Source organism: Spirochaeta thermophila DSM 6192 (assembly GCF_000147075.1).
In the GTDB taxonomy this organism is placed as follows: domain Bacteria; phylum Spirochaetota; class Spirochaetia; order Winmispirales; family Winmispiraceae; genus Winmispira; species Winmispira thermophila_A.
Genome location: NC_014484.1, coordinates 981,075 through 993,021, shown reverse-complemented (window position 1 = coordinate 993,021; position 11,947 = coordinate 981,075). Strand labels below are relative to the sequence as shown.

General features: G+C 62.1%; 12 protein-coding genes. All 12 read right to left on the bottom strand.

What is annotated here, in order from left to right; all coding sequences use genetic code 11:
• Nucleotides 1-2 precede the first annotated feature (2 nt).
• The 12 genes from STHERM_RS04435 to STHERM_RS04380 all read right to left on the bottom strand — a co-directional run bounded on the left by STHERM_RS04435 (nucleotide 3) and on the right by STHERM_RS04380 (nucleotide 11,945).
• Nucleotides 3-902 (bottom strand): tyrosine recombinase, encoded by a 900-nt coding sequence (locus STHERM_RS04435; protein WP_013313688.1) that lies wholly within the window; start codon nucleotides 900-902, stop codon nucleotides 3-5.
• Between the two features lie 9 nt (nucleotides 903-911).
• Nucleotides 912-2,072, bottom strand: a complete 1,161-nt coding sequence (ftsZ, locus tag STHERM_RS04430; RefSeq protein ID WP_013313687.1) for a cell division protein FtsZ — start codon at nucleotides 2,070-2,072, stop codon at nucleotides 912-914.
• A 25-nt stretch (nucleotides 2,073-2,097) separates the two neighbouring features.
• Nucleotides 2,098-3,327 (bottom strand): cell division protein FtsA, encoded by a 1,230-nt coding sequence (gene ftsA / locus STHERM_RS04425; RefSeq protein WP_013313686.1) that lies wholly within the window; start codon nucleotides 3,325-3,327, stop codon nucleotides 2,098-2,100.
• Nucleotides 3,327-4,142, bottom strand: a complete 816-nt coding sequence (locus STHERM_RS04420) for a cell division protein FtsQ/DivIB (RefSeq protein ID WP_013313685.1) — start codon at nucleotides 4,140-4,142, stop codon at nucleotides 3,327-3,329. Before STHERM_RS04420 ends, ftsA begins: the two co-directional genes overlap by 1 nt.
• The gene (gene ftsW, locus STHERM_RS04415) at nucleotides 4,135-5,265 is read right to left on the bottom strand and encodes a putative lipid II flippase FtsW (RefSeq protein ID WP_013313684.1); all 1,131 of its coding nucleotides are present in this window, start codon (nucleotides 5,263-5,265) and stop codon (nucleotides 4,135-4,137) included. The genes STHERM_RS04420 and ftsW overlap by 8 nt, the downstream gene beginning before the upstream one ends.
• Before the next feature lie 8 nt (nucleotides 5,266-5,273).
• Nucleotides 5,274-6,329 (bottom strand): phospho-N-acetylmuramoyl-pentapeptide-transferase, encoded by a 1,056-nt coding sequence (gene mraY / locus STHERM_RS04410; RefSeq protein ID WP_420480339.1) that lies wholly within the window; start codon nucleotides 6,327-6,329, stop codon nucleotides 5,274-5,276.
• A gap of 19 nt (nucleotides 6,330-6,348) precedes the next feature.
• The gene (locus tag STHERM_RS04405; protein ID WP_013313682.1) at nucleotides 6,349-7,761 is read right to left on the bottom strand and encodes a UDP-N-acetylmuramoyl-tripeptide--D-alanyl-D-alanine ligase; all 1,413 of its coding nucleotides are present in this window, start codon (nucleotides 7,759-7,761) and stop codon (nucleotides 6,349-6,351) included.
• Nucleotides 7,758-8,027, bottom strand: a complete 270-nt coding sequence (locus tag STHERM_RS04400) for a hypothetical protein (protein WP_013313681.1) — start codon at nucleotides 8,025-8,027, stop codon at nucleotides 7,758-7,760. Before STHERM_RS04400 ends, STHERM_RS04405 begins: the two co-directional genes overlap by 4 nt.
• Nucleotides 8,014-8,979 carry a 16S rRNA (cytosine(1402)-N(4))-methyltransferase RsmH gene (rsmH, locus tag STHERM_RS04395; protein ID WP_071650357.1) on the bottom strand — a complete coding sequence of 322 codons (966 nt, stop codon included), beginning with the start codon at nucleotides 8,977-8,979 and terminating at the stop codon, nucleotides 8,014-8,016. The genes STHERM_RS04400 and rsmH overlap by 14 nt, the downstream gene beginning before the upstream one ends.
• Before the next feature lie 26 nt (nucleotides 8,980-9,005).
• A complete protein-coding gene (mraZ, locus tag STHERM_RS04390; RefSeq protein ID WP_013313679.1) occupies nucleotides 9,006-9,446 on the bottom strand; it encodes a division/cell wall cluster transcriptional repressor MraZ in 441 nt (146 codons plus the stop codon).
• A 165-nt stretch (nucleotides 9,447-9,611) separates the two neighbouring features.
• On the bottom strand, nucleotides 9,612-11,228 hold the full coding sequence (locus tag STHERM_RS04385) for a glycoside hydrolase family 57 protein (RefSeq protein WP_013313678.1): 1,617 nt from the start codon (nucleotides 11,226-11,228) through the stop codon (nucleotides 9,612-9,614).
• 3 nt (nucleotides 11,229-11,231) lie between these two features.
• The gene (locus STHERM_RS04380; protein WP_013313677.1) at nucleotides 11,232-11,945 is read right to left on the bottom strand and encodes a DUF4912 domain-containing protein; all 714 of its coding nucleotides are present in this window, start codon (nucleotides 11,943-11,945) and stop codon (nucleotides 11,232-11,234) included.
• Nucleotides 11,946-11,947: the final 2 nt, after the last annotated feature.

Below are 11,947 nucleotides of genomic sequence, written 5' to 3'. Positions count from 1 at the left end.
GGCTACCCCCTTGGGTGGTACATGTGATGGTAGGATGCGAGGCGACGGGCGTCCACATGGGTGTAGATCTGCGTCGTGGAGATATCGGCATGCCCAAGGAACTCCTGCACCTCCCTCAGATTCGCCCCTCCGTGGAGGAGGTGAGTGGCGCACGTGTGTCGAAACGTATGGAGCTTTGCGTCCACCCCGCTGGCCGCGACGAGCCTCTTGAGTCGGATCCAGGCGCCCTTCCGCGAAAGACGTCGTCCCCATCTGTTGAGGAAGACCGCCTGCTCCCGCGAGCCAGGACGGCGTGCCGCCAGGACCGGTCGCGCCTCGGAGAGGTATCGCCTCATCCAGTGCCCGGCCTCCTTTCCGAAGGGCACGAGACGCTCCTTCTCCCCCTTGCCCCGCACCTTCACGAACCCCTCGGAGAGAAAGATGTCCTGGAGGTCGAGTCCGCACGCCTCGGAGACCCGAAGCCCGCAGGAATAGAGCACCTCCAGGAGGCATCTGTCCCGCATCCCCTCGGGGGGGGCGGTATCCACCGCTTCGAGGAGGATCTCCACCTCCTCTTCCTCGAGGACGCGGGGCAGGGTCCGCGAGATCCGGGGCGCATCCATCTCCTCGAGCGGGTTGTCGGGCCGTACTCCCTCGAGCACAAGGAACCTGAAGAACGATCGGAGGGCGCTCATCTCCTTGGCGATCGTGCGGGTCTCCTTGCCCTCCCCCCGCTCGTCGACGATGAACTCCTCACACGTACGGCGGGAGACCGTCCCCACCTCCAATCCCCTGCACTCCAACCATGCGCAGAACCGTTCACAGAGAGGTAGATACGTCTCCTCGGTGAGGCGCGAACGCCCCAGCTCTGCAACGAGATGCGTCCGGTATCGGCGCAGCAGGCGCTCATGCCCGGTAGTCATAGACCTTCCTCACTGTCCCTTCCTTCGCTGATACCTCAGGACAGCAGGGATGCCCAACTCGTCCTCGCTGGGGAAGAGCGACCGTGGAACCATCCGTTCTTCCTTCTTCGGGGCCCCCCCCTTCCCGAGTATCCTGTCCCACTCGTCCACCGAGAGGACTTCCTTTCGTTCCTGGGCGGGCTTCTCCTCCTCCACCGCCCTCACGTGCTGGAATCCGGTGGCGATCACCGTGACCACCACCCAGTCCTCCATCTCGGGATCCTCGGCCGTGCCCACGATGATCTCGGTCTCCTCGTCGGACTTGGAGTTCGCATTGATGATGTTCATCACCTCGCTGTACTCCTGGAGGGTGAAGTCGGGCCCCGCCGTCACGTTCACGAGTATTCCCTTCGCCCCTTCGATCTGGATGTCGTCGAGGAGGGGGTTGTTGATGGCGGTGGTGGCGGCGTCGACGGCTCGATTCTCACCACGACCCCTTCCGACCCCCATGAGGGCATCGCCCCTTCCCTTCATGATCTTGCGGACGTCCGCGAAATCGATATTGATGATACCCGGCCTGGTGATGAGGTCGGAGATGCCCTGCACCCCCTGCCTGAGGACATCGTCCGCCACCTTGAAGGCCTCTCTGAGGGGGGTGTTCGGTTTCACCACCTTGAGCAGGTTCTCGTTGGGTATGATGATGAGGGTGTCCACGAACTCGCGCATCTTTCGGATCCCTTCCTCGGCGATCCGAGCCTTCTGTTTGCCCTCGAAGCCGAAGGGTCTGGTCACCACCCCCACGGTGAGGATGTCCAGTTCCCTCGCCACACTCGCGATCACCGGCGCCGCTCCGGTCCCCGTCCCTCCTCCCATACCCGCAGTGATGAACACCATGTCCGCACCGGTGAGGAGATCCCGTATGGTGTCCCTGTCCTCCTCGGCCGCCTTTCCACCCACTTCGGGATTCCCTCCGGCTCCCAGACCACCGGTGAGCTTCTTACCCAGGGGCACCTTGGTATCGGCCAGGGAGAGCCCCAGGGCTTGCACGTCGGTGTTCATGGCGACGAAGTCCACGTGCTGCACCCCCGCCTCTATCATGCGGTTCACGGCGTTGCACCCGCCTCCGCCCACGCCGATCACCTTTATTCGCGTGGGGTTCTGCGAAAACTCGTCGATCAATTCGATATTCATTTCCCCTCCCTTCGCCTCAAGGGCGTCATTCGAAAAAGTTCTTGAGCCACTGCCCGATCGAGGAGAACCACGACGATCTCCTCTGGGACAACGGCCTCACACCTTCCTCGAGGAGCACTTCCTTCCCGAAGAGGAGGAGACCCACCGCGGTGGCGAACTCCGGCGTCTCGAACTCCGGAGGAAGCCCCTTGACCCCCATGGGATACCCCACACGGGCGGGCTTGCCGAAGACCTCCATGGCGAGCTCGGAAGCCCCCTCGAGGAGGGCGCCTCCTCCTGTGAGCACCACCCCCCCACCCACGTGGGGGAGATAGCCCTTCTTCTGGATCTTCTCGAGTATGAGCTCGTAGATCTCGGTCATACGGGCCTGTATGATGTGCACCACCTCGGCCCTGCTGGTCGCGAGGGGAGGCCGTCCCCCCACCCCCGGGATGATGACCTCCTCGTCCTCCACGAGAGGGAGGAAACAGCAGCCCGATTGGCGTTTCAGCCGCTCGGCGGCCTCGAACGGTGTCTCCAGCATGATGGAGAGGTCGGAAGTCACCTGGGCGGCCCCTATGGGAATGGCTCCCGTGAGGTACGGAGCCCCGCCCAGATACACCACCACATCGGTGGTGCCTCCTCCGATGTCGATGTGGACGACCCCCAGGTCCTTCTCGTCCTCGGTGAGGACCGCCTTGCCTGCGGCAAGGGCTTCGAGGAAGAGGCCGTGCACGTCATACCCTGCCCGCTGGACGCACTTGATGAGGTTCTGGGAAGCCGTGACCGATCCGGTGATGATGTGCACGTCGGCCTCCAGGCGTACACCGAGGATGTTGAGCGGGTCCTTGATGTGGTCCTGCTCGTCCACCGTGTACTCCTGGGGAATCGCATGGAGGATCTCTCGGTCCATGGGGAGCCCAAGGGCCTTGGCCGCATCGAGGACCCGCACGATATCCTCCTGAGAGACCTTCCGCTCCTTGCCCCTGGGAGAGACGGCCACCACTCCCTTCGAGTTGATCCCCTCTATATGTGTGCCCGCGATCCCGGTGAAGACATCCTCCACCTCCCTTCCCGCCATCATCTCGGCATGCTCGATCGCCTCACGCACCGCCTCGAGGGTGGCATCGATATTGATGACCACCCCGCGGCGCAGACCAGGAGAGACGGCCCTCCCCACCCCTGTCACCTCGAGCTCCCCCCTCTCGGAAAGCTCGGCGATGAGACTCCTCACCTGTGTGGTCCCTATATCCAGTCCGACTACCACGGGATCCATCAGACACCACTCCTCTTCGTATACGTAATACGCCCTCCCCTGAAATCCACTTCAGACATCCCCTCCAGGAGGCCCTCCTTCGAGAGCACATCGAGAATCATGAGGGCATAGTGCACCTTCTCCTCGGTGAGATGACCCTCGAACCTCACCGGCACCCGGTAGCCTCTGAAGAAGACCTGGATGTCGAAGAGGTATTCCCCGCGGGCCACCAGCCTGAACTCCGAGATCAGCCCCAGAGTCCGGGGACTCGTCTTCCGGAGTTCGCCTACATCCTTCAGGAAGGCCCGTACCGCCTCAGGCACCCGGGCCCCCACCATGAACTTGGAGAACCGCACACCGCTGAGCACGGGCAGGTCCACAGCGGGGACCTGCTTCCCCGCGAGGAACACCACGCCCTCCTCGTCGCACACCGCAGGGACGAGCACCCCGTCCCGATCGACGAGAAGATACACGAGCGGCGTGCGAGAGGCAAGGCTTATCCTCAAGGTCCCGGGGAAGACCTTCTCCACCTCCACGTGGGCCACCACGGGCCAGGCCTCGAGTCTCCGCCGGATCTCCTCGGTCCTCACCGTGAAAAGGATGGGATGTCCGACATCGAGTCCCGCCCGCTCGAGGATCACCTCGGAAGACGCCGGGAGATCCCCCTCCAGGATGATCCTCGTGATCCTGAGCCGGGGGAGGAGCACCACCTGCACTACGAGATAGAGGGCGCCCGCCAGCAAGGAGCAGGCAAGCAGCCACCAGATCCACCGCCCTCTCGATCCCCGTTCCTTCGCAGGGGTCAGGTATTCCGCATAGAGCATGTGGTCAGCCATGCGAGTCCCCCCCCCTCCGTGACAGATTCCCCAGGAGTCCGCAGAACATGAGGGTCACGAGGGCCGCCGACCCTCCTGCGGAGAAAAACGGGAGCGGCACCCCGGTCGTGGGAAGCAGACCGCACACCACCGAGAGGTTGATGAGCACCTGGAGGGCGAGGGTGGTCGTCACGGAAAAGGCGAGCAGCCTGGGGAAGTCCTCTCCCTGGCGCATCCCTATCCGGTACCCTTCCAGGACGAGCATCGCGAACAGAAGGCAGATCCCCACCACCCCCACGAATCCCAACTCCTCCCCCACCGTGGCGAAGATGAAGTCCGAATGGGCTTCGGGCAACACCCCATACTTGTAGGTGCCGTTTCCCATGCCCTTGCCCCAGAAGCCCCCCTCCGAAAGGGCGCGGAGCGAGGCCTGAATCTGGTATCCCACACCGTCGGGATCACGGGACGGGTCGAGATAGGCCAGAAGCCTCAGCACCCGGTGTTCCCTGGTGAACAGAAGGATGAGGAAGAGCGGAACGCCCACCATGAAGAAAAAGGCGAAGTACCTGAAGGGCACCCCTGCCGCGAAGAACACGTACATCCCCGAGAAGAGGAGGAAGATGGCGGTGGAGAAGTCGTTCTGGAGATAGACGAGCAACACGAAGGAGAAGAGGACGACCGCGGGCGGCACGATGGAGACCCCCGGATCCTCGAACCTGTCACGTTTCCTGGAGAGGATGTAGGAGAGGTAGAAGACGAGGACGAATTTGGCGAGTTCCGAGGGCTGGAAGGAGACGCCGGCTACCACGATCCAGCGGTTCGCACCGAAGAACGACACCCCTATACCGGGCACGAAGGTGAGGAGGAGGAGCCCCAGGGTGCCCAGGACCATCCAGGGCACGGTGCGCTGCAGGACCTCGAGAGGGATGAGGACGAGGGCTCCCGCCACCACGAGACCCACCACAACCCTCACCGCCTGTTGGAGCACGAAGTAGTAGGGGTTGCCCACCAGGACTTCCGAGCGATAGTGGGAGGCGGAGAAGAGCATGGAGAGCCCCACCGAGAGGAGGAGCACCACCAGCAACGGGAGGAAGGTGCCTCTCGAGGAGTCGTGGACACGTTCGGGTGCGAATCCGCCTCTCATGGTACCCCTTACTGGATCTTGAGCGTGGAGAGCCCTATGATCGCGAACAGGCCTCCGAGTATCCACATGCGGATCACCACCTTGCTCTCGGGCCAGCCCGAGAGCTCGAAGTGGTGGTGGAGCGGCGCCATCCTGAAGATCCGCTTCCCTCCCCGAAGCTTGTAGGAGAGGACCTGGAGGATCACGGACGCTGTCTCGACAACGAACACCCCTCCCACGATGAGCAGAAGGATTTCCTTCTTGAGGAGGATACCCAGGACGGCGAGGGTTCCCCCCAGGCTGAGGCTCCCCGTGTCGCCCATCATGACCTCGGCGGGATGCGCGTTGAACCAGAGGAAACCGATGCTCGCCCCCACCAGGGCCGTGGCGAAGACCGCGAGCTCTCCGCTCCCGGGAAGATACGGTATCTGGAGGTACTCCGAGAAGTCCACACGACCGGACAGGTAGGCGAAGACCGCCACCGCCAGCCCCACCATGATCACCAGGCCGGTGGCGAGACCGTCGAGCCCGTCGGTCAGGTTCACGGCATTGGAATACCCGACGATGAAGATCACGGCGAAGGGGATGTACCAATACGAGAGATCGAGGACCGGATTCTTGAAGAAGGGGATGTAGAGGAGGGTGGTGTACTCGTTCCCCTGTCTGACGATGAAGAAGAGGATGAGAAGGGAGAGGACGATCTGTCCTATGAACTTCACCCCTGCCCGCAATCCCGTACGGTTCTTCTTGAAGACCTTGAGGTAGTCGTCGACAAAACCGAGAAGACCGAAACCCACCACCGAGAGGAGAATGATCCAGGTGTAAGGATTGCGAAGATCTTGCCAGAGGAGCACCGAGATCAGGATGGAGAAGATGATGAAGGTTCCCCCCATGGTAGGTGTACCCGACTTGGCCCGATGGGTGCTCGGCCCGTCCTCTCTCACCTCCTCCCCCGCTTTGAGTCGACGAAGCCAGTCGATCACCATGGGCCCCAAGACGAAGGAGATGAGGAGCGCGGTGACAGCGGCGTAGGCCGCCCTGAAGGTGATATACTGGAAGATATTGAAAGGCGTGAAGTACTTCACGAGCGGATAAAGTAGTTCCTTAAGCATGATACCTCCCCTCGAAGTCCTGGATGATCCGTTCCAGGCCCAGTGCCCTCGAGCCTTTGAGCAGTACGAGATCCCCTTCCTGAACGATCGAAACGAGGAGCGAGGACGCTTCCTCCACGGTCCTCATCCACCAGACCCCGCTCCGCCCCTCGAGTACAGCAAAGGCGGCTTCCATCTCCTCACCCACCAGCAGCACCACATCCGCCGGATATCCGGCGAGATAGTCCCCCAGCCTCCTGTGCTCGGACGGAGCGGCATCCCCCAGCTCACGCATGCTCCCGAGGACCACGATGCGCCTCCGGATCCCCTTGAGACCCCGCACGCCCTCGAGCGAAGCCCTCATGGACTCGGGATTCGCATTGTAACAATCCACGAGGAACCACACCCCCCCGATCTCCTTGAGCTCCCCTCTCCCGAAGAGCGGACGGTAGGCCTGGAGCCCCTCCGCCACCATCGAGGGAGGAACACCCAGGTGACCGGAGAGACGGATAACCCCCAGGGCATTCCTCACCATGTGTTCCCCGTATCCCTGGAGCGGTATACGCAGCCCCTTCCACGAAAGGATCACGCCTTCGAGCCCCCGACTCTCCCACCCCTCGAAGCCCTCCACCGTGGCAGGTCCGTAGGGGAGGAAGGTTCCACGCCACCCCTCCACCAGGACATGGAAGAACTCCTCGTCCTCGGGGATGAAGCCCACCGAGCGATCGTCGAAAGAGGAGAAGATCTTCGCCTTCTCGCGTGCGATGCGCTCCCTCGTGCCGAACCGCTCCAGATGCGCACTCCCTATCCCCGTGACGACCGCGAGATTGGGCTTCACGATACGCGCGAGCACGTCCATCTCCCCGACATGATCGATACCCATCTCGCAGATCACCACCTCAGGCTCCTCCCGGATACCGAGGATCGAGAGCGGCACGCCTATTTCCGAATTGAGGTTCCCTTCGGTGGCCCACACCCTCGAATAGTGGAGGGAGAGCACGGCTCTGAGCATCTCCTTGGTGGACGTCTTCCCGCTGCTCCCGGTCACCCCTATCCGAATCGGAACCCGGAGGGACGAAAGGTACCACTCGCCCAGGGTCTGAAGGGCCTCGAGCGTATCGGTCACCACGAGGAGGGCCCCGCGGGTCTGGACCACGTGTTTCAGGAGGGCCGATCCCGCTTCAGAGAACACGGTCTCCTGCACCAGGGCTGCAGACGCACCTCGTTGGAAGGCCTCTCCCAGGTAGAGGTGACCATCGGTGAAACGACCTCTGAGTGGGACGAAGAGCACGCCTTCTTCACACTCCCGGGAATCGATCGTGACCCTCCGGATCGGGGGGCGTTCTCCGGATGGGGCGACGAGGCGAGCTCCTACGATGGAAGCCAGCTGGTCCAGGGAGAGGGCGGGAAGGGTACGGGCGCTCATTCCCCTCCTCCTTCCACCTCGATGACGAGGCGGTCTCCCACGGGCCCGAGGCCCAGGGATTCCTCGCCGAGGCGCTCTATCCGCTGAGGATGTCTGAGGGCCTCCACCGCGGTGATGAGCTTCTTGTTCTCCTCCACCATCCGTTGCTGCTCCAGTTCGAGCCGCCGGAGTTCCTCCTTGAGGGCCGCATACCGGTACCCCTGCCAGATATTGAGAAAGAAGAGGAGAGAAAAGAGAAACACACCGAGCCACCTAAGGTAGCGCATGTCCCTCCTCCCTGAGGTGCGCCGCATCCCGGACCTTCTCGAGCACCCTCAGCCTGGCGCTCCTGGAAGCCGGGTTGGCCCTCACCTCCTCTTCGCCGGGACGGACCGGCTTCTTCGTGAGCACTTCGACTATGCCCTGTCCCCCACACCTACATATCGGCTCTTCCGGGGGGCAGGTACAGGCGCCGGCATAGAAACGGAAGAGACGCTTCACGATCCTGTCCTCGAGGGAGTGAAAGGAGATGACCGCCATCCTCCCCCCCGGCGCGAGGAGTCTCACTCCCGCCCTCACGGCCCTCTCCACTCTCTCCAGCTCCTTGTTCACCACGATCCTCAGGGCCTGGAAGACCCTCGTGGCCGGATGGATCCGTCCACGCCGTGCCTTGGGAGGCACGGCCTTCATCACCACCTCAGCCAGGTGATCGCTCGTGGTGATGGGCATCTTCCTCCTCTCACTCACGATCGCCCGTGCGATCCGCTTCGAGAAGGGCTCCTCCCCGAACCGGGAGAAGATATCCACCAGCTCGGTCTCGGAATAGGTATTCACCACGTCGGAGGCCTTCATGGGGAGATACGGAGAGAGCCGCATGTCGAGCGGCTCTCTCCGGAGAAAAGAGAAACCCCTCCCAGACTTCTCGAGATGATACGACGAGATACCCAGATCCATGAGGATCCCCACGGGTCTGTCCTCCGCAGGGAAGGACTCCAGGACCTCGTCGAACCACCCCTGGACGAGGCGCACCCGATCCCCGAACCGACTGAGACGCTCGCCAGCCCGGGAGAGCATGATGGGATCCGCATCCACCCCGAGGATCCGGATGCCGGGGCGAGATTCCAGGAGGGCCTCGCTGTGTCCGCCCTCACCGAGCGTCGCGTCCACCACCAGACCTTCCCGCACCGAAAGAAAGGCGCCCACCTCTTCCCTCAATACCGGTACATGTACTATCTCCATGCTCACCATCTCGTCTCCTCCTTTGTTCAGAAGAACACCATCTTCCCCAGGTCCTCGGCCGCCTCCTGGAACTCTTCCTCATGGAGTTCCCAGTACCGTTCGAGCTCCTCGGCGTCCCAGAGCTCTATATACTTCTTGATGCCCAGAATCACCACATCCCTCTGGAGCCCTGCGAACTCACGCATCGCCTGGGGAACCGTGATCCTCCCCGCCTTGTCGATCTCCACCTCCTGGGCGGGAGCGACGATCCTCCGCTGGAGGAGCCGGGCCTTCTGCTGGAAGGGAGAGATGCTCGTGAGCAGGTTCTCGGAGATACGGGCCCACTCCTCAGGGGGAAAGAGCCAGAGGCATCGATCGATCCCACGCGTGAGGATCAGAGAGTTGCCGGGGAGCTCGACCCTCATCTTGGAAGGGAGGAGGAGCCTGCCTTTGTCATCCAGCGTGTTCCTGAACTCCCCGGTGATCATGTTCCACTTTCCCCCTAAAATTTCCCACTTTTTCCCACTTATTTCCCATACTACCGCATTTTTGAGGTTTGTCAATAAAAAAGACTCAAGGTGACACGGGATTCTGCCGATAAAAAGGGCTCATCTCAACACATGTTGAGATGAGAAGAGGTGATGACGAGGCTGTCAGAGGAGGTAGAGGGACGGACTCACCGGCACGTTCGCTCGAGCGAAGACACGATAATCCATATCTCCGAAGAGAGGATACTGCCGCTCCCTCCCGGTGATGAGATCCGCAGGGAGCGCCCCCCGGGCAAACGCGTCGTAGATCTTTCTGAAATAGAAGAGGTGTTCCTTGATCCTCCGGAGCGCGTAGGGGACCATGGTGCCGTTCCGGATGATGAAGGGCCAGTCCGAGGCCTGCGCGAGGAGGAGCTCCCTCGCCGCCTGATTGAGGGCCCGCCGCCGCAGCCCCTCGGCATCGGAGAAACGCTCCACGAGGTCTTCCATCTGCTCCACGGCCGCATGGAGGTGTCGATAGATCCAGTCGTTCCGACCGTCGAGCCACACCTCCGAATAGCCCTTGGTCCCCCAGCTGGAGAACGAGGGAAGGTTCTCCTGGAAGGGGTATCCCCCTTTCAGGTAGTCGGAGGGACGTATGAGGGAGAGGGTCTCCTCCTCAGCCACCTTCCTGATCATCGCCTCGAGCCAGGCGGGTCCCTCGAACCACCAGTGGCCGAAGAGCTCCGCATCGTAGGGACAGACGATCGCAGGAGGAAAGGGCATGTGCTTGGACACCTGACGCACCTGCTCCGCCCGCTCTTTCACGAAGTGCGCGGCATGCTCCTCCACCCGGGCGAGGGCCCGGTCCGGATCGTAGATCTCCTTCTCTCCCGAGCGGCCCGTGATCGCATGGTACTTGTAGCCCGTGAAGACCCGGTTCTCCCCGTCGGGGAGGAAGAACGCCACGTCTTCGAGGGGGAGCTCGTACCCCACATCCCGGTAGAAGTCCCGGTAGACCGGATCGGCCGGGTAGCCGTCCTCGGACGACCACACGGCGCGTGCCGCTGCAGGATCGCGACCGAAGGCCACCACGCCGGACGGGGTTCGGACCGGTGCGAAGATGCCGTACTCCGGCCGCCTCTCGGCAAAGAGGATGCCATGGGCCGCGGTGAAGAAGTAATCGATCTGCGCGGCGTGGAGGTACTCCTCGAGACCCGGCTCATACCCGCATTCAGGGAGCCAGAACCCCCGGGCCGGAAGCCCGAAGGTGGACAGATGGGTGCTCATCCCCAGGGAGATCTGGGCCCACACCGCAGAGGGATAGATGGTGAAGAGGGGAAGATAGGCATGCGTGGCCGCCGTGGGGATGATCTCGAGATATCCCTTCTTGTAGAAGTAATCGAAACCCTTTACGATGTTGCGAGCGTATTTCGATTCGAAGTCCTCGAGATTCGTCCGGTAGAGGTGGAGGTACATCTCCACCACGCGTTCGAGTGCGGCCTTTCCCTGGACCCGCCGCTGCTCCTTCTCCCCCAGCTCGAGGAGGAGATGGAGATGATGGACGTAACGTTCCTGGAGGAGGGGGTCGGTGAGCATGGAGATGAGGGTCGGGGAGACGGACATCGAGAGGGAAAACGGGACTCCGTCCTTCTCCAGGCGTTCGAAGACCCGCAGGAGGGGGAGATAGGTCTCCGAGATGGCCTCGTAGAGCCAGAACTCTTCCAGAAAACGCGGGTGCTCGGGATGACGGACAAAAGGGAGATGTGCGTGGAGGTGGAAGAGCAGGTATCCCTGGGTCATACGTCACCCACCATAGTAGGAACTTGAACTCGTACTATCAACCCCCCCATCGGGGAAGAAGAGCTCATCGCGGTTGTGGAGGGCCGAGATGGAGATGAGGATATCGGAGTTGAGACTCACCTCGCCGGGTCGTTTCGGTTTCACCTGCGGCACGGGGACGTGTACCACGTTGGACCTGCAGAGCAGCACCTCGCGATCCTTCTCCATGGTGATGAGATCCACGCGGTAGGCCGCTCCCTGCACGGGGATGTTGATGTACCAGGAGCGGTCCTGCAATTGTACGGGAATCACGAAGCTCTCCTCGGAGAGGAACCCCTCTCCATCCATCGTTCCCCGATGTACTCTCAGGAAGAGCCCCCCGAACTCCTCCTTCTTGAGGCGAACGAGGAAGGTCTGAGGTATCTCCCAGTAGCAGAAGGCCCAGGAAGGATCCCTCAGAAGGAGGTAGATGCCTGTCCGGTTGTATTCCCGCGGGAAGGGGAACTCCTCCTCACCGTAGTCGATCTCCTCGTCGAGCGAGATCTCGTACTTCCGCTGCTCTATCCTCATGGGATGATTGGTGAACAACTCGCGTTCCTCCCTCCTCTCCTCGTAGAAATCCAGGAGGATGTCCACCAGCTCGTCCTTCTCCGCATCCTCGGGGAGGCGCACCCCTTCCCTGTCCGCAAGGCGCTGCAGTTCCGCGACCGAAAGCTGCTCGAGTCGCTTTCTCAACATAC